This window comes from Prochlorococcus marinus str. GP2 (assembly GCF_000759885.1).
Lineage (GTDB): Bacteria > Cyanobacteriota > Cyanobacteriia > PCC-6307 > Cyanobiaceae > Prochlorococcus_A > Prochlorococcus_A marinus_J.
In genome coordinates, this window is sequence record NZ_JNAH01000003.1 from 34,337 (window position 1) to 53,198 (window position 18,862).

Here is an 18,862-nt window from a genome sequence, read left to right on the forward strand (position 1 = left end):
GCGAAATAACCGAAATTACGCTTTTCTTTATTTTTATTCTTTTTATTCTGGATAAATGACATCTCAACTAATTAAAAAAATATTTACTGGAGATGAAATAAGAAATGCTTTCTTAAAATTTTACAGTGAGAAATTACATAAAATCATTCCAAGTGCATCTTTAATTCCAGATGATCCTACGGTTATGCTCACAATTGCGGGGATGCTACCTTTTAAACCAGTTTTTTTAGGTTTAAAAGAAAGACCATCAAAAAGGGCTACATCTAGCCAAAAGTGCATCAGAACAAACGATATAGAAAACGTTGGTGTTACAGCTAGACATCACACTTTTTTTGAAATGCTTGGAAATTTCTCTTTTGGAGATTATTTTAAACGAGAGGCTATTCATTGGGCTTGGGAATTAGTAACTAATATTTATCAACTTTCTGCTGAAAATATAATTGTGAGTGTCTTTCATGAAGATGGAGAGTCTGCAAAAATTTGGAGAGATGAAATTGGTATTCATCCAGATAGGATAGTGAAACTTGGTGAGAAAGATAATTTTTGGTCTTCAGGAAAGACAGGTCCATGTGGACCTTGTTCAGAACTTTATTATGATTTTTATCCTGAAAAAGGCCTGCAGAATATCGATTTAGAAGACGGAGATCGTTTCATTGAATTTTATAATCTTGTTTTTATGCAATATAATCGCGATCCTAATGGAAAATTGACAGATTTAAAATTTAAAAATATTGATACAGGACTGGGCCTTGAACGGATGGCTCAAATACTGCAAAAAAAGCAAAATAATTATGAGACAGATTTAATTTTTCCTATCATTCAAAAAACTTGTGAGATTTCAAATATTGATTATTTTTCTTCAAATGATAAAAACAAAATTTCTTTAAAAATTATTGGAGATCATATAAGAGCTGTTATTCATTTAATTTCTGATGGAGTAGCAGCAAGTAATCTCGGCAGGGGTTATATATTAAGAAGGCTTATTAGAAGAATGGTCAGACATGGGAGATTATTAGGGATAACAAATGAATTTTTACCCAATATTGCTACTGTTGGGATCAATTTAATGAAAAAAAACTATCCTGATTTAAAAAATAATAATGATTTAATTTTGAATGAGATAAAAATTGAAGAAATAAGATTTAGGGAAACTCTTGAAAGAGGAGAGAAATTATTAGATGAGTTAATTTCTTCAGGGCAGAAATTAATTTCTGGTTTTAAAGCTTTTGAACTTTATGATACTTATGGATTTCCTTTAGAACTTACTGTAGAAATTGCAGAAGAAAATAGTATCAGTGTAGATGTAAAGGGTTTTGAAGAAGAAATGAATGCACAAAAAGAGAGAGCTAAAGCTGCTTCAAGCAATATTGATTTGACATTAGAGGGATCATTAGAACGAGAAATAGATCTTTTTAAAAAAACTGTTTTTAATGGTTACAATTCACTCCTTTCGGAAGCTGAAATAAAGGGTATATTCTTGGATTCAACATTAGTTAAGAAAGCAACTAAGGGGCAGAAAGTTTTAATTGTTCTTGATCAGACAACTTTTTATGGAGAATCTGGCGGGCAAGTTGGTGATATTGGAACGATATTTTCAGAAGATGTAGAGGTTGTGGTTGATAATGTTATGCGAAAGAAAAATGTTTTCTTACATTACGGAACTATCAAAAAAGGAATATTAACTATTGGACAAAAAGTTAAGACTAACGTTAACTCCTCTAATAGAGCTAAGGCTGCTGCAAACCATACAGCTACTCATTTATTACAATCTGCGCTCAAATCAGTTGTTAACGAAGGTGTCGGACAAAAAGGTTCATTAGTTGCCTTTAATAAATTACGATTTGACTTTAATTCCTCTAATCCTATTTCTAAAGATCAAATTTCTAAGATTGAGACTTTAGTTAACTCTTGGATTATGGAAAATCATGCCTTAGAAATAAAAAATATGTCTAAGAGTGAGGCTCTTGAAATGGGTGCAGTCGCCATGTTTGGAGAAAAATATGATGATGAAGTGCGCGTTGTTAATGTACCAGGAGTTTCAATGGAACTTTGTGGTGGCACACATGTTAAAACTACATCCGAATTAGGTTCTTTCAAAATAATTAGTGAGGAAGGAATCTCAGCCGGAGTAAGAAGGATCGAAGCATTATCAGGTCAATCAGCATTAGACTATTTCAGTGATAGAAATGCTTTAGTAAATCAACTAAGTGATTTGTTAAAAGCAAATCCTAATCAACTTTTTGAAAGGGTTAATAATTTGCAAGCAGAGCTTATTAATAAGAATAAAGAGATACAAAAAATGAAAGATGAAATTGCATATTTTAAATACTCTTCCATAAAATCATCCGCAGAAATAGTAAATTCTTTTTCAATTTTAGTAAATCAGATTGATGGCTTAGATGGGAATTCTTTGCAATCTACAGCACTTAATTTAATTTCTCATTTGGGAAATAAAGCAATAGTTATTCTTGGGGGAATACCAAATCCAGAAAATAGAAAGTTGTTATTTGTGGTTTCTTTAGGTGATGATGCAGTAAAAAAAGGATTGCATGCAGGTAAATTAATTAATGAGATTGCAAGAATTTGTTCGGGAGGTGGAGGAGGAAAGCCTAACTTTGCTCAAGCAGGTGCTAAAGATATTGATAAGTTAAGTGATGCTTTAGATTATGCTAAAAATTATTTGCAAAAAACATTAGATAGTCATTCTGATAAATAACTACTTTTTCTGAGACTAATTTCGATTTGATCCATTAATTTCCTTGCTTCTTCAATAGTTAATTTTTTTTGATCAATTGCTGATTCAGTATTAATCCTTATAGATTCGACCAAAGAAGCTGAACTATAATCTAATAATTGTAAAATTTCAGATTTACTGTCCTCTTTAATAATATTTTTGACCTTATATGAATCATCTTGATTTATATCTATATGAACAACGTTTGTACTGCCAAATAAATTGTGCAAGTTTCCTAGTGCTTCTTGATAGGCTCCAGTCATAAAAATTCCAATTAGATAATCTTTATCTTCCTCTGGCTTATGTAAATTTAGTAATGATTTAATTTCTCCATTATCAATAAAATTATTTAGTTTCCCATCTGAATCACAAGTTAAATCTGCAAAGTTGCCTTTGCAGAACGGCTCCTCTAAGTGCCTATGTATTGGTACTATTGGAAAAATCTGATTTATTGCCCAGCTATCGGGAATAGATTTAAAGATAGATAAATTTGCATAATAAGTCGATGCTAAAGTTTCTGTAATTTCAGATAAATCAGGGTGATTGATTTCATCATTATTCAGGTTATTGGAAATTTCTTTTGCGCAAGCCCAAGTAAGTTCTTCGGCATAAGCTCTTTCTGCCAAACTTAAAAATCCTAATCTAAAAGCGACTAAGCAATCTTCTTTAAACTTTTTTGCATCATTCCATAGTTCAATAATTTGAGATAAATTTATTTTTTTATTTTTAAGTTTTTTTAATTCATAGAAAGTTTCAAGTAAATTTGAAATTATTAATTGTTGATTTTTTTTATCAAAAATTTGTAGTTTGGAACTGACATGGCTTGTTCCTAAGACATTAAAAATCAAAACTGAACAATGACTAATTATTGCTCTTCCGCTTTCTGAGATTATTGTTGGATGCTTGATATTATTTATTTCACATGAATCCTTAATAGTTGCAACTACATCGTTAGCATAATTTTGAAGAGAATAATTAGTAGAAGTGTTGGAGGAGGTTTTAGTTCCATCAAAATCTATTCCTAATCCTCCCCCAACGTCGATATATTGCATTGGGGCTCCTAGTTTACACAGTTCAACATATATTTGGCTCGCTTCTTGTAATGCGTCTTTGATCACAGCAATATCACTTATTTGACTGCCTATATGAAAATGGAGCAATTTCATTTCGTTGATAAGATCTGCTTCTTTTAGTTCTTTTATTGTCAACATAATTTCTGGGATTGATAATCCAAATTTGGAATTATCTCCAATAGATTTACCCCACCTCCCACTACTTTTACTTGATAACTTTGCTCTAATTCCTATCAATGGAGTCGCGTTAAGTTCTTGAACTGCTTGAATAATTCTTTTTACTTCATCTCGTTGTTCAATAACTATTATTGGATTTTTGCCGAGTTTTCTGGCCAAAGTAGCAATCTCAATATATTTTTTATCTTTATATCCGTTGCATATTAATAATGAATTTTGGTTTTCAAGAAGTGCAAGGCCAATTAATAGTTCTGATTTACTTCCTACTTCTAAACCAAAATTCCATTGGCTACCAAACTCTATTATCTTTTCTAGTACATTTTTCTGTTGATTACATTTGACAGGAAAAACGCCTTGATAAATGTTCTTATATTTATAGGTTTTTATTGCTTTTAAAAAAGAGTCATGTAAAGCATTTAAGCGATCTTTCAAAATATCATTAAATCTTATGATTAATGGAGGATTTATTTCTCTGCTCTTAAGTTCTTTGACAAGTTTAAAAAGATCTATCTTATTTTCAGATTTTATATCTTTAGTTACTGATATATTTCCTTTGGAATTTATAGAAAAATATTTATCTCCCCATTTGTCTATGTTATAAGTCGAAATACTATCTTCAATAGTCCAAATATTCTTTAATTTTTTCGGTTCAAAATTGGTCAATTTATGTCTTAGTGATTAATAAATGTTTTTGAAAATAACTCAAATCAATATCTTTTATTTTAATGATTACTTGCCAAGTTACCACCTAAAAGTTGAATATACATAGAGTGATTACTAACTAAATGACCAAAGAGAGAACCTTTATTGCAATTAAACCAGATGGCGTTCAAAGAGGATATGTTTCTGAGATTATTGGCAGATTCGAAAAAAAAGGATTTAAATTGGTGGGATTAAAGCAATTAATTCCTTCAAAAGAACTTGCTCAAAATCATTATGGAGTACATAGAGAAAGACCCTTTTTTGGTGATTTAGTAGACTTTATTTCAAGTGGCCCTGTTGTAGCAATGGTGTGGGAAGGCGAAGGAGTTATTTTGAGTGCTAGAAAACTAATAGGCGCAACAAAACCTTTGGAAGCAGAGCCTGGAACAATTAGAGGTGATTTAGCTATTGATATTGGGAGGAATATTATTCATGGGTCTGATGGAGAAGATACAGCAAAATTTGAAATTGATCTATGGTTCAACAAAGAGGAATTGTGTGAATGGGAAACTTCTGATTCGAAATGGCGATCTGAAAATTAAAATTTAAATCGCAAATCTATCTAAACTAAATTTTTCTAAAAAGCTTTTTTCTATTTCTTTGAGATTTTTATTTTGAACTATTTTTAAAAGAAGATCACTTGTTATTGCAGAAAATAAAACCCCATTTCTGTAATGTCCTGTAGCTATAAAAAGATTTTCAATTTTTGATTTTCCAATTATTGGTTTTAGATCTGGTGTGCAAGGTCTAAATCCCCACCAATGTTCCATTTGAGGCCAATTAATAGCTTCTGGCAATAAGGATCGAATGCCTTCTTGCAGTTGTTTTATTCCATTAGGAGTATTACCCTGATTAAATTTTGAATCTTTTTCAACTGTCGCTCCAACTATGATAAGTCCATCATCACGGGGAACTAGATAAGTTTTTGGACCAAAAATAACTCTTTTCAAAAAATTTGTTGGACCTTGTATTGATAGCATTTGTCCTTTTACAGGAAAGACTGGAATCTTATTAAAAATTTTTTTACTCCAAGCACCGCTGCATATAATTGCTTTTTCGCAGTTAATTTTTTTTATTTCCCCAGTGGCACATAAAACTGTTGCACCTGTAATTTTGTTTTTTTCGAATGTCAGATCCTTTACTTCTGATCCCTCATGAAATTCGACTTCATGCAAGGAGCATGCTCTCTCAAGAGCACGCATCAGTCTTCTTCGGTTATCTATTTGACCATCTTGTTCAAAAAGCAAACCATATTTCCAAATAGAATTCATTCCCTTAATTTCTGTTTGAAGATCTTTGTGATTTAAATATTTTCCATATTCATAAGTTGGAAACTCTTCAAGATCTTTTTTGTTTTTAAAAGGAACTACTATGCCACATTTTTTTAAACCGCATTTAATATTACTATCTTGTTCAATACTTTTTATCCACTTTGGAATAAGATTTTGACTTTCTTGGCCAAATTTTAGTAATTCATCTTCGAGCCCTTCGGCATGACTAGCTAACATTCCTGCAGCAACAAATCCAGCTGATTCATTTCTGTTTTTGCTTAAAACTAAAACTTTGTAGTTATTTCTAGAAAATTCATAAGCAATAGATAAACCTAAAAGTCCACCTCCAATGATTAATATTGAATTTTTGGTTTCTTGTGCCATTTAAAAATTAATATTTTTATTTGTGTTTTGGTCCTCTTTTCCTTTATATCCAATAATATTAATAAAGAGACTTTTAATAATGAACAATTTGGAATCTTGGGAAGCTGTGATTGGTTTGGAAACTCATGTACAGCTTAATACGAAAAGTAAAATATTCACATCTGCGTCAACAGCTTTTGGTGATGCACCTAATACCCATATAGATCCTGTAGTTTGTGGGTTACCAGGAACTCTTCCAGTTCTGAATGAGACTGTTCTTGAGTATGCTGTAAAAACTTCGTTAGCATTAAATTTAAACGTTGCAGAACATTGTAAATTTGATAGAAAACAATATTTTTATCCTGATCTTCCTAAAAATTATCAAATTTCACAATTTGATGAGCCACTAGCTGAAAATGGTTGGTTAGAGGTTGAAATAATTGAAAAGGACAAAGAACCTTATATCAAAAAAATTGGTATAGAAAGGCTACATATGGAAGAAGACGCCGGAAAACTAGTCCATTCAGGAAGTGATAGATTAGCTGGCTCTAAGTATTCTTTAGTTGATTACAATCGTGCCGGAATAGCACTTTGTGAGATTGTAAGTAAACCAGATATTAGATCAGGTAAAGAGGCATCTGAATATGCTTCAGAGATTAGAAGAACAGTTAGATATCTAGGGGTATCTGACGGAAATATGCAAGAGGGTTCATTACGCTGCGATGTCAATATTTCAGTTAGAAAAGGACCTAATGCTCCTTTTGGTACCAAAGTGGAAATAAAAAATATGAATTCATTTTCTGCAATTCAAAAGGCTTGTGATTATGAAATAGCCAGACAAATAGAAGTTTATGAAAATGGAGGAAAAATTTTCCAAGAAACAAGGTTATGGGATGAAGCTAAGCAATTAACGAAAAGTATGCGATTAAAAGAAGGTAGCAGTGACTATAGATATTTTCCTGATCCTGACTTAGGTCCAATTGAAATAACAAAAGCCCAACAAGAAATATGGTTTAAAGAACTACCAGAATTACCTTCAAAGAAAAGATATAAATACGTAAGTCAATTTGGGTTGTCTGCATATGATGCAAGGGTAATTTCTGATGAAATAAGCATGGCAAACTTTTTTGAACAAACAGTAGCAAATGGTGCTGAGGCTAAACTAGCTTCTAATTGGGTAACAAGTGATATTGTGGGCTATTTAAAATCAAACAAACTAAGTTTTAGTGAATTAAAGCTTAGTCCTGAAAATCTTGCTGAAATGATCAACATGATTTCAAAAAATATAATTAGTGGAAAAATTGCAAAAGAAATTTTACCTGAACTTATTCAAAAAAATATTTCCCCGAAAAAATTAGTTGAAGAAAAAGGGTTGGCAATGATATCCGATTCTTCAAGTATTTCACCAATAATTGATGAACTTATAAATGAACATCCAAATGAAGTTCAAGCATTTAAAAATGGCAAAACTAAGTTACTTGGTTTTTTTGTTGGTCAACTTATGAAAAGAACAAAAGGTAAAGCAGACCCTAAACTTGCAAATAAACTTCTTATGGAAAAATTAAATAGCTAAATCTTAAAGAAGCTTTTTTATTGTATTGATCCATTTATTTTGATCATCCGAATTCTCTAAAATAATATCTGAGAATTTTCTTTTTTCTTCAAAACTTAATTGAAAATTTATCAATTCATATGCTTCTTTTTCGCTAATTTTATCTCTTGTGATAAGTCTGTTTTTTTGTATTTCTTTAGGACATTTAACTAACCATATTTCAGTGCAAATATCTTCAAATTTTGCTTCAAACAATAATGGAATAACCAATACTATAGTTTGATTATTTCTGTATTGACTGCATTCTTCTATCATTCTTTCTTTAATTAAAGGGTGAAGTAGTTTTTCAATCCATTCCTTGCTTTCTGAATGTTTAAAAATAATGTTCCTTAAAATTTTTCTGTTTATTTCCCTTTCTGAATTGCTTTTATTATCAATAATTTTATTTCCAAAATAATCTAAAATTTTCTTATATCCATATGTGTTTGGTTTGATTAATTCTCTTGAAAAATGATCTGCATCTAATATTGGTATGTTTTTATGTTTTCTTATGTAATTAGTTATAGTTGTCTTCCCACTTGCAATACCTCCTGTTAAACCAATCCTTCTTTGGTTGTTTTTTAATTTTTGAAGAATATCCATATAATTAATAATAATCTAATTACTTAGTTTCTTTAGTTTTAAAGAGTAGTTAGTATGAATTAAAATACCAAAAAGTTTGAGCCAGTTAGATTCCAATTGGTCGTTTGTTGATGACAGTAAGGTAACACCCAAGGGGTTTCTTTTTGCTGGGATATCTGCTGGTTTAAAAGCTTCTAATAAAAAAGATTTAGCACTAATACTCGCTCCAGAAGGAAGTATTTTTAGTGGAATGTTTACCCAGTCAATTGTTCGAGCTTCTTGTGTGGATATTTGTGAGGAAAGGATTAAAACAACTTCAGGTTTTGTAAGAGCAATACTAATTAATTCTGGTCAAGCAAATGCTTGTACAGGAAATCTTGGTATTCAACATTTTCAAATTGCTACAGGAAAGATTGCGGAACTTTTAGGAATAAAAGAAGAAGAAGTTTTAATGTGCTCAACTGGTGTAATTGGTGTCCCAATACAAATAAATGATTTAGTAAAAAATTTACCGAATTTAGTTAGTGATTTAAAGGGTAATAATTTTGCAAATGCAGCAGAAGCAATTTTAACTACTGATTTGACTTTGAAAAAAGTGTCAATAGAGACGATTATTCAAGGTAGAAAAATAAAAATAGCAGGATTTGCAAAAGGTTCAGGAATGATTTACCCCAACATGGCTACAATGCTTGCTTTTCTAACCTGTGATGTGGGTATTCAAAAAGAAGAATGGGACAAAATGATTGCTATTGCGGTTCAAAAATCTTTTAATGCAATATCAGTTGATGGAGAGACAAGCACAAATGATTCTTTTGTTGGAATAAATGCAGGAGAGAAAATTGAAAAAAGGTTTTTTCCAATTATCCAACAAGGGATTGATATTGTATGTCAGAACTTGGCAAAAAATATTGCAAGGGATGGAGAGGGAGCAAATTGTTTATTAGAAGTTTTGGTTCAAGGAGCAAAAAATACAGATGATGCAATTATGATCGCGAAATCTATTTGTAATTCTGCTTTGGTAAAAACTGCGATACATGGTTGTGATCCAAATTGGGGACGAATCATTTCTGCTGCAGGTAATTCTGGAGTTAAATTTAATTTAAATGACGTTGACTTGTATATAGGAAACGCCCACATTTTGGAAAAAGGCAAGTTAAATAAATATGATCCACAAAAAGTCACAGACTATATTAAGTCCAGAATGAAAGGTAGATATTTGGTAGATGATATTGTAAAAATTATGATTAATCTAAATTCAGGCGAATCGAAAGGCACAGCTTGGGGGTGCGATCTTTCTAAAAAATATGTTGAAATAAATAGCGAATATACTACTTAAGTTTTAGTAAATCTAATGGTAGATATTCATTTATATATAGAAACAGTATTGTTAAAGTTCCAATTACAGAGCCTATAAAACCTCCAAAAAAATTAACTAATAATCCAGATTGTCTAATTATTGCTTCTTCTTTTTTTTCTTCTTCAAAATTAGGAGAATCAACTACTTTTAAGCGCTTATTGGTTGTTGGTTGTTTAAGTTGTTGGTGTCGGATGAGGGCTTCGAAATCAGGCATGGAATTTGTGAGGCAATTGAACAATAAGCAGACCAGCCCGTCATTCGACGAGGATCTGATCTACCTAAATCGTCTACAGCTTCAAATACAGCATTGCCGGAGGCTTCTGCTTTATCAAATGCTGAGAGTAAGGGTATAAATGTATCAAAAACATATAAACCAAAATTTTCTAGAGCTGCTTTGGCTTGTTGCGCTGCTTTTTGCTGTCTAAAATCAACTTTTACTATTACTACAGCATGGTTAACTTTTAAGTTGCTTAATAAATTAGCTAGTTCAACAGTTAATTCTACTGATCTTGCTTTTGCAGTTGTAGGTAAGATAACTAAATCTGAACCATACGCTAAGTGTTTAAGTTCTTCTTGATCACTGCTAGCTTGGCCATCAGTTATTACAATTTCTGATGATCTTGATGCTTTAGCAGCTGAATTGACGGGGAAAACTGGAAATGGAAGGTTGCCTCTTGATGCGTATGCTAAAGCAGATCTATTCTTGTCGGCATCGACTATGCAAACTTTTTTACCTTCAGAATGCCAAACACTTGCAAGGTGAATACTTGTACAGGTCTTGGCCACCCCCCCTTTTTGTCCGCAAACGGTAATGAACAATTTTTTATTTTTATTTCTCTTACTTTGGAGAATAATTTCTTAATGTCAAGAGAAATTGATTTATAATGCTTTAAAACTTATTTTTTGAAATATTTTAAAGAAGTTAATATTTTTAGATAACCTTATAAAGTTCCTTATTTAAATTGGCTAGTGAAGAAAAGAATTGGATTAGGTACGTGGTCCTGGGGGAATAAGCTTTTCTGGAATTACCAATCTACAAATGACGATGATTTACGTGAGACATATGATGAAGCGTTACGAAGAGGTTTCGATCTAATTGATACTGCAGATTCTTACGGTACTGGGAATCTTCAGGGTAGAAGTGAATTGTTGATAGGAAAATTTTTACTAAATACTCCTTCAGCAAAGAAAAAAAGAATTCAAATAGCAACCAAACTTGCACCTTATCCCTGGAGAATAGGTAATAGAGGCTTCAATAAACCTTTTTTGAAAAGTTTAGAGAGACTTAATAACAAATTAGATATAGTGCAATTACATTGGTCAACTGCAAAATACAATCCTTGGCAGGAATTAGGGCTGTTGAATAATCTTTGCGATTTAAAAGATGAAGGCTTTGATTTTCAAATAGGTTTATCAAATATAGGCCCTAAAAGATTGATGAAATTAATTAATTTTTTAGCAAAAAGAGATCAGCACTTAAAGAGTGTTCAAATACAGTTTTCTTTGCTTGCTCCCGATTTAGGAAAACAATATCAGGTAAAAAAAATTTGCGACGAAAATAATATTGATTTCTTCGCTTATAGTCCTTTGTCCTTTGGAATACTTTGTATTGATCCTGATAAAGAAGAAAATAAAGAAAAAAGTTTTATTCGTAATTCCTTATTTGAAAACTATAAAAAACCAACATATGAATTGCGGAGGTGTCTAAAAAGAATTGCGCATCAAAGATCAGTTTCCCAAGCGCAAGTAGCAATTAATTGGTGTTGTTATCAAGGAACTATTCCATTAGTTGGAATGCGAAAAAAATCTCAAGTTATAGATATATCTAATGTATTTAATTGGAATTTAAAAAAAAATGAATTTAAAGTACTACAGGAGGTTTCACAAAAATGTTTAAAAAAAATGCCGAAAAATCCTTTTTCGAGTAATTAATTAAATTTTTAGCTAGCTATGTTCTTATTTTTTTTGATTTGACAACCACTATTCCATAGTTCATTGGGAAATTTTTCACCAGTGAATCTAATAACTTTTGGTTTGAGATTTATTATCAAGTCATTTAGTTTTTTATTAGATTCCATTTTGCAAGATTGGATTTCTTAATAAGATAAATTAATTTAAAACTTATCTTCTCAGTATTTATACCTATAAAATTAAAAAAATTCTTTTTAATACAAGTAATTGCAGCAATATTTACACTCTCATAAATTATCCACTACAACTTCTTAGTTATTTAAAAAGTGGAGTCCTTCCAGACTCCTCGTATCATTTGGTTGATAAGGCTGATATAACCCCATCTCCTTTAGGATCAAGCAGCAACTGGTGCTGTTTGACGGGAGAAACTAACGATTTTGTTAGCATTTGTGTTTTTGCTCTAACCGAGCCGGCTTCAGTCACCTTCCTTATGCCCCGTCGAAACCATTACAACCCCAAATAGTGGAGTTGAGCGGAATCGAACCGCTGTCCGAAACATCGGTTGAGATCACCTAGTCCAATTGGACATTTATATTCTGACAGGCAAAATGGTTATTGAATAGTTTTTTTACTAAGTTTTATCGTATATGAATGTAGTGGCATCATCTCCGGAGGGACTAGAGAAATCTTTAGCAGAAGAAATTTCAAATTTAGGCGGCTTTAATATTAATACTTATAAAAGATTTATTAATTTTGAATGTGATTTTGAAACTTTTTATAGAGTTCATTTCTATTCCAGATTAGCTTTTCGTTTTTATAGAGAAATTGCAAGTTTTAATTGCTATGATAAGCAATCTTTATATGCGGGGGTTAGAGATTCATTTGATTGGTTAAATTGGTTGCACTTTGATAAAACTTTTAATGTTCAAGTAACTGGGAGAACATCTTCTTTAAGTCATACTCATTTCACAGCTCTTGAAGTAAAAAATTCTATAACAGATTTGCAACAGACAGTTTGGAATAAAAGATCAAATATTGCTCTAGATAATCCTGATTTTATAATTCATTTGCATCTAAATAATAATAAAGCAATTCTTAGTCTTCAAAGCAGCGTAGAAAGCTTACACAAAAGAGGCTATAGACCCGCAATTGGAAATGCTCCATTAAAAGAAAATTTAGCTTCTGGATTGATAAATATGACTCAATGGAATGGCAAAGTTCCATTAATAGATTTTATGTGTGGCTCGGGTACTTTTTTAATTGAGGCAGTCAACCAATTTCTTGGAGTTCCCATAAATATTGATCAAGTATATCTTTTTGAAAATTGGTTGGACTTTAGGAAAGATATCTATCTTAATGAAAAAAATAAGGCAAAAAATAAAATTATAAATTATGAAAAATTACCAAAAATAATAGGGTGTGAAATTAATAAAAAGGTTTTTGAGCAGGCGAATGTAAACATATCATATGCTGGACTCGAAAATTATATTGAGCTTATAAATAATGATTTTTTAGCACTCCAATTAAGTTGCACTCCTGGAATAATCATATGTAATCCTCCATACGGCAAAAAATTAGGCGATGAAAATGAATTGGTTTGTTTATATGAACAAATGGGAATCTTCCTAAAGAACAATTTTTCAGGTTGGGAATTTTGGCTGCTAAGTGGAAATCCAAAACTAACAAAATATTTGAAAATGAAATCTTCATTGAAAATTCCCGTTAGCAATGGGGGAATAGATTGTAGATGGATAAAGTACCTAATAAGGTAATTTATTTTTTGCCTAAAACTGCCTTTGTTGTCTTACCTAAACCCTCTAATGTTTGAGGAAGATAAGGTCCTTTAGCTAATTTTCCTCCAAGCTTCAAACTTAAGCCTGCAAGAAATAAATCGATAAATATTATGAGTAATAAATTATATTCAATATTCCAGTTATTATATTTCGTTAGAAAAAGATAAAAAATAATATGGATGCAAATTAGTACTAATAATAATAATGTACTGCCAATTGCCAAAAATATTCCACCACTAATTAATCTTCTTTTTTCTCTATCTACTTCTTGAAGAGCTATTCTTACATGCAAATCCATCACTGAACTTGCGATCGCTGAAATTCTCGAGGCGGTACTTGCAAAGTTTTTATTTTTTGGTTTTTCCATATTATTTTCTGCCATTATTAAGGAGAGTTCCTATTAGTAAACCAATACCAGCCGCAATAGCAATAGATAATAGTGGTTTTTTTCTTATTGGATTTTCTATTTTTGGTCTAAGTGTATTGTTAAGTTCTTCTAATAATTCTTCTAATTGACTTTCGATAGGTTCAATTTTTTCTGATATTTCCCAATTGTTTTCTCTTATTGAATCAATGATTTCAAATAGTTGGCTTTTTATTCCAATTACTGAGGTTCCACTATGGCTAGCTATTACTTCAACTAAATCATCAATACTCCCTTTAGTGGCTTCAAGGGTTTGTTGTGCAATGTTAGGCCATTTTTCTTTGATTAAAGGTATTAAACTGTCAATTTTTTCAAGTAACCATTTTTCCGAAATAACTTCTTTTTCAGGAAGATCAGAGTTATTTTCTTTTTCTTCTACTTCTTTGGGAGGATGGTAAGTCTCCATTATTTAAACTTATTTATTTTAAGATTAGACCCTATTTTCTTAATTTGGAACCCTTATCTAAAGAATTGTTCGATTAATATAGAATAAAAACATATAAAAGTTTATTTACATTTTATTTATCTACACTGTTCTGTAAGAAGGTTTTGTTAAGCTATTACTGAATTTATTTAATGAGTTTAAATTTCATCATGGATATTACATTTGCATCCTTAATTTTTGCATCTCGCACAATCCCTACAGATTTTGGATTAATAGCTGCAGCTATCGCTGGAGCTGGAAGTTTGCTATTCATTGCTTTAAGATTCGTACCTGATGCAGGTAATTAAATAACATTAACCATCTTTAACAAAATATATCTTTATCTCAAATTTGTTTTGCAAATAGATTCGGTTTATTTATCAATTATATAATGAACAAATGGGTTTTGCTTGAACATAAGGTTTATTCCGTTAACTCGTTCGATATTCATTATGATTTTCTTGTTGAAAATGGCATAGATTGTTTAACTTGGAAATTTTTAAAACTACCTTTATTAAATCAAGCTTCTATAGAAATTAGTAAGCAGCCAAATCATAGACTTGTATGGTTATCTAGGGTAGAACATGAACTTTCTGATAATAGAGGGTTTGTAAAAAGAATTGATCATGGAATATTTAAAAGTGCTTCTGAAAAATTGGAGTCTGATCATTATAGATTCATTTTGGATGGTGAACTTCTTTATGGCTTGTTTGAAATTTCGGGTAATTTTTGCAGATTGAGCAAAAGTTATTAATACTCATTTATAAATAAACGTAATATTCCTATTGAGAATTTTTGCAAATTAGTTATTCTTATTTAGCTATTGAGACTTGAGATTGGTACATATCAATCAGGTCGAGTTTGAAAATTTTAAATCTTTTGGGGGAAATGTAAAAATACCTCTTGAAGAAGGTTTTACTGTGGTCACGGGTCCTAACGGTTCTGGGAAAAGTAATATTTTAGATGGAATTTTATTTTGTTTAGGTCTAGCTAATAGCAGAGGTATGAGGGCTGAAAGATTACCAGATCTAATAAATAACTCTAAAGTTAAAGAGGGTAAGTCATCAGAAACATCTGTATCGGTAAAATTTAATATTCAAGATTGGTCTCCCAGAGAGGACCTTCAGCCTTTGGAACTAGAAGAAGAAGAAATTGCCCTTAATAAAGGTCAAAAAGAGTGGTTAGTTTCTAGAAAATTAAGGCTTATGCCAGGGGGTTCTTATGCTTCTACTTATACTTCTGATGGCAAACAATGTACCTTGCAACAAATACAGAGAATATTAAGAGATATTAGTGTTGATCCTGAGGGCAGCAATGTTGTTATGCAGGGTGATGTAACAAGAATAGTATCAATGAATAATAAGGAGAGGAGAAATCTGATTGATGAATTAGCAGGAGTCGCACTGTTTGATACAAGAATAGAACAAACTAATGCAAAATTAAATGACGTTTTCGAAAGACAAGAAAGATGTGAAATTTTAGAAAATGAATTGCAATCTAGTAAAAATAAGCTTGAAAAAGAATGTGAAAAAGCAAAGCGATATAAAGAGTTAAAGGCAAAACTATTACAAATAATGGAATTAGAGAAAGTTCTTATTTATGAAAAACAAGTTAAACATGTTGAATCTATAGAAAAAAAAGAAAGTGAAATTGAAAAAAATAAAATTTTATTTAATAAACAAAAAGAATCTATTAGTAAAGAAATATCAGTCTGTGAAGATGCTTTGAAAATACTTGTTGATGAGCTTAAGGAGAAAGGCGAGGATAAATTGATTAAAGTTAATTCTGATATTGGAAGTATTAATTCTAGCTTGAGAGAACTTGATAGGATATCTAGCCTGAATAAAGAAGAAGGTATTAAATTACAAAAGCAGAGAGATGAAATTGCAATTTCTAAAAGAAATATTGAGTCAGAAAAGATGAGAAAAGAAAATTTCGATGATAATTTTTTAAATCAATTGAACTTGCAAATTGATGATCTCACTTTAAAACACAAACATTCCAGAAAAAAACTTTCTGATGCGGCTGGAGAATCTGGAGAATTTTCAAAACAAAGTATCAAATTAAATGCTGAGCTTGAAAGTATAAAAAATCAAATTAATCCTATCGAAATAAAAAAAAGGAAAATTGAAGAAGAAACTATTCAGAATAATATACAAAAAGATGAGATAATGTCGCAGATCGAATCCTTAGACTTAGAAAAGAAGAAACTTTTTCAGGGAAATCAAAGCAAAAAAGAGACATCCGATATAAAGAATAAAAACTTGGCAAGTAACAGCGCAGAAATTAATTCTTTAAAAAATGAAATTGATTTATTAATTAAAACTAAATCAAGGCTAAATAACGAGCAATTAAGGCTTGAAAAGGATTTATCTAGATTCGAAAGCAGGAAGGAAGCTTTAAACGAATCTAGAGGTTCTTATGCTCTTAGGATTCTTTTAGAGGCAGGTTTAGAGGGTATACATGGTTATGTAGCTCAACTTGGAGAGGTCAGTGAGAAAAATAGATATGCATTAGAAATTGCTGCTGGAAATAGGTTAGGACAAATTGTTGTTGATAATGATCATATTGCTGCAAAAGCAATTGAAATTCTTAAAAAGAAGAAAGCGGGTAGATTAACTTTTTTACCTTTAAATAGAATTAAAAGTCAAAAAAAGAATTATGCAATTTCAAGATTTGAAAATAACAGGGAGAATGGATTTATTGATAAAGCTATTAATCTAATTACTTTTGATGAAGTCTATTCCGATGTTTTTCGATATGTTTTTGGAGATACTTTGGTTTTTTCAGACTTATCTTCAGCTAGGTTATCTACACAAAAAAATAGATTGGTTACCTTAAGTGGTGAATTATTAGAAGCAAGTGGAGCTATTACAGGAGGTAGTAAGTTAAATAAAGATTTGGCTTATAGGTTTGGAATTAATAATGATATTGATGATTCCAGTCCTATTAAAGAAAGATTAAAAGTTATTGAAGAAGCTTTAAAAGAGTCAAATAATGATTTGATAATAAAAAATAATAGACTTAGTAAATTAAATTCAACCCGCAGTCAAATTATTGAGGATTGTGCTTCATTTAATAAAGAAATTGAAGTAAATCAAGATTCTCTTAAAGTTGTCTCGCAAAGACTTGAGGATTGTAAATTGAGATTAAATAAACTTGATACTGCTAATAATTTATTAGTTAACGAGTTAGGTCATTTAAAAGATGAATTGAAGCCTTATCACGATAAGTTGAATCAATTACAAACCATTCAAAAGGCAAATTATGAAAAAAATCAAAAATCATCATTAATAGCTTTTAATGAGGATTTTAATAATCTTGATAAAAAACTTGAATTACTTATTAAGGAAAGAAATACATTATTAGATAAAAAGAATCAATTTGCTTTAGATAAAGAGCGTATCAACAATTCATTAAAAATTAATTTACTACAAGAAAAAAACTTGCAGGAATCTATTAAACAACTTGCAATTGCTCATAGTGAATGGACAGAAAAAAGAGATAAATTTAAAAAAGAGCTTTTAGATCTCGATAATCAAAAAAATTCCCTGGAAAGGGATTTAGGTTTATTGAGAAGGAAAAGAGATGAATTAAACTCTTCAATTTCAAATAAAAGGCAAGAATATAATAACTATCTGTTAAAGCTTGAATATCTTGAAAGGGATATGCATTCCCTTAAAGAAGAGATGAGGAGCGAAAAAATAAAATTAGAAAATTATAAAAAAGATCTACCTAATCCGTCCCCGGAGTTTGGAGAATATGAAGGGAAGAGTCTTGAATCTTTGCAATCAGAAATTTCGATTATAAATGCCAAACTAGAAAGCTTAGAACCTGTCAATATGTTAGCTCTTGATGAACTAGAAGAATTAATTGAGAGATTAAATGGTTTGCGAGAAAAATTAGAAATTCTATCTAATGAAAGATCTGAATTATTGCTGAGAATAGAAACTGTATCTACGATGCGTCAAGAAGCTTTTATGCAAGCATTTACAGAAGTTGATAGACATTTTAGAGAAATTTTTGCAAATTTATCTGATGGAGATGGATTTCTTCAACTTGAAAATCCTAATTCTCCTTTAGAAGGAGGATTAACTTTAGTGGCTCATCCCAAGGGAAAAAATGTCAGAAGATTAGCGTCTATGTCAGGTGGTGAAAAATCGTTAACTGCTTTAAGTTTTTTATTTGCTTTGCAAAAGTATAAGCCTTCACCTTTTTATGCATTAGACGAGGTTGATAGTTTTTTAGATGGCATTAATGTTGAAAGGTTGTCAAAACTAATATCAAATCAGTCATCAAATGCTCAATTTATAGTCGTAAGTCATAGAAGGCCTATGATTAGTGCATCTGAACGAACAATTGGGGTCGCACAAGCAAGAGGTGCTAATACTCAAGTTCTTGGGTTACCAAATGCTGCATAAACACACTTTTTTAAATTTATACGTCAGAATGATAAAAAG

The 18,862-nt window shown here is 30.8% G+C and carries 16 protein-coding genes; 9 read left to right on the forward strand and 7 right to left on the reverse strand.

All coding sequences use genetic code 11. The annotated features are described in order from the left end of the window. The first annotated feature begins 55 nt into the window (after nt 1–55). Nucleotides 56–2,716, forward strand: a complete 2,661-nt coding sequence (alaS, locus tag EU91_RS07415) for an alanine--tRNA ligase (RefSeq protein ID WP_032523833.1) — start codon at nt 56–58, stop codon at nt 2,714–2,716. Here alaS and speA read toward each other — a convergent pair. Further along, nucleotides 2,701–4,647: a biosynthetic arginine decarboxylase gene (gene speA, locus EU91_RS07410; RefSeq protein WP_032523834.1), complete on the reverse strand. Its 1,947-nt coding sequence runs from the start codon at nt 4,645–4,647 to the stop codon at nt 2,701–2,703. The genes alaS and speA overlap by 16 nt on opposite strands. Before the next feature lie 122 nt (nt 4,648–4,769). Here speA and ndk point away from each other — a divergent pair, with 122 nt between their 5' ends. Beyond that, nucleotides 4,770–5,228, forward strand: coding sequence for a nucleoside-diphosphate kinase (gene ndk / locus EU91_RS07405; protein WP_032523835.1), 459 nt, complete (start codon nt 4,770–4,772; stop codon nt 5,226–5,228). Nucleotides 5,229–5,231: 3 nt separating this feature from the next. Here the strand turns inward: ndk and EU91_RS07400 are convergent, their stop codons facing one another. Further along, on the reverse strand, nt 5,232–6,341 hold the full coding sequence (locus tag EU91_RS07400; RefSeq protein WP_032523836.1) for an FAD-dependent oxidoreductase: 1,110 nt from the start codon (nt 6,339–6,341) through the stop codon (nt 5,232–5,234). A gap of 79 nt (nt 6,342–6,420) precedes the next feature. Between EU91_RS07400 and gatB the strand changes: the two genes are divergently transcribed. Beyond that, on the forward strand, nt 6,421–7,893 hold the full coding sequence (gatB, locus tag EU91_RS07395) for an Asp-tRNA(Asn)/Glu-tRNA(Gln) amidotransferase subunit GatB (RefSeq protein WP_032515494.1): 1,473 nt from the start codon (nt 6,421–6,423) through the stop codon (nt 7,891–7,893). A gap of 3 nt (nt 7,894–7,896) precedes the next feature. On the opposite strand, the gene coaE is transcribed toward gatB, so the two are convergent. Beyond that, a complete protein-coding gene (gene coaE, locus EU91_RS07390; RefSeq protein ID WP_032523837.1) occupies nt 7,897–8,514 on the reverse strand; it encodes a dephospho-CoA kinase in 618 nt (205 codons plus the stop codon). Nucleotides 8,515–8,590: 76 nt separating this feature from the next. Here coaE and argJ point away from each other — a divergent pair, with 76 nt between their 5' ends. Further along, complete coding sequence (gene argJ / locus EU91_RS07385) at nt 8,591–9,829, forward strand: bifunctional glutamate N-acetyltransferase/amino-acid acetyltransferase ArgJ (RefSeq protein WP_032523838.1); 1,239 nt, start codon at nt 8,591–8,593, stop codon at nt 9,827–9,829. Nucleotides 9,830–9,997: 168 nt separating this feature from the next. On the opposite strand, the gene EU91_RS07380 is transcribed toward argJ, so the two are convergent. After that, nucleotides 9,998–10,669, reverse strand: a complete 672-nt coding sequence (locus EU91_RS07380) for an AAA family ATPase (RefSeq protein WP_025880073.1) — start codon at nt 10,667–10,669, stop codon at nt 9,998–10,000. 150 nt (nt 10,670–10,819) lie between these two features. On the opposite strand from EU91_RS07380, the gene EU91_RS07375 reads away from it, so the two are divergent. After that, a complete protein-coding gene (locus EU91_RS07375; protein ID WP_025880075.1) occupies nt 10,820–11,782 on the forward strand; it encodes an aldo/keto reductase in 963 nt (320 codons plus the stop codon). Nucleotides 11,783–11,790: 8 nt separating this feature from the next. Here the strand turns inward: EU91_RS07375 and EU91_RS09250 are convergent, their stop codons facing one another. After that, nucleotides 11,791–11,928, reverse strand: a complete 138-nt coding sequence (locus EU91_RS09250) for a hypothetical protein (RefSeq protein ID WP_193741582.1) — start codon at nt 11,926–11,928, stop codon at nt 11,791–11,793. A gap of 480 nt (nt 11,929–12,408) precedes the next feature. Here EU91_RS09250 and EU91_RS07370 point away from each other — a divergent pair, with 480 nt between their 5' ends. After that, the gene (locus EU91_RS07370) at nt 12,409–13,533 is read left to right on the forward strand and encodes a THUMP domain-containing class I SAM-dependent RNA methyltransferase (RefSeq protein ID WP_032523839.1); all 1,125 of its coding nucleotides are present in this window, start codon (nt 12,409–12,411) and stop codon (nt 13,531–13,533) included. Nucleotide 13,534: 1 nt separating this feature from the next. Here EU91_RS07370 and EU91_RS07365 read toward each other — a convergent pair whose 3' ends face one another. Next, a complete protein-coding gene (locus EU91_RS07365; RefSeq protein ID WP_025905778.1) occupies nt 13,535–13,921 on the reverse strand; it encodes a phage holin family protein in 387 nt (128 codons plus the stop codon). A gap of 1 nt (nt 13,922) precedes the next feature. Then, a complete protein-coding gene (locus EU91_RS07360; RefSeq protein ID WP_032523840.1) occupies nt 13,923–14,384 on the reverse strand; it encodes a DUF883 C-terminal domain-containing protein in 462 nt (153 codons plus the stop codon). Between the two features lie 188 nt (nt 14,385–14,572). On the opposite strand from EU91_RS07360, the gene EU91_RS09155 reads away from it, so the two are divergent. The 3 genes from EU91_RS09155 to smc all read left to right on the forward strand — a co-directional run bounded on the left by EU91_RS09155 (nt 14,573) and on the right by smc (nt 18,823). Continuing rightward, nucleotides 14,573–14,710 carry a hypothetical protein gene (locus EU91_RS09155; protein ID WP_144010192.1) on the forward strand — a complete coding sequence of 46 codons (138 nt, stop codon included), beginning with the start codon at nt 14,573–14,575 and terminating at the stop codon, nt 14,708–14,710. Nucleotides 14,711–14,793: 83 nt separating this feature from the next. Next, nucleotides 14,794–15,156 carry a hypothetical protein gene (locus tag EU91_RS07355; RefSeq protein WP_032523841.1) on the forward strand — a complete coding sequence of 121 codons (363 nt, stop codon included), beginning with the start codon at nt 14,794–14,796 and terminating at the stop codon, nt 15,154–15,156. Nucleotides 15,157–15,232: 76 nt separating this feature from the next. Continuing rightward, complete coding sequence (smc, locus tag EU91_RS07350) at nt 15,233–18,823, forward strand: chromosome segregation protein SMC (protein WP_032523842.1); 3,591 nt, start codon at nt 15,233–15,235, stop codon at nt 18,821–18,823. Nucleotides 18,824–18,862 lie beyond the last annotated feature (39 nt).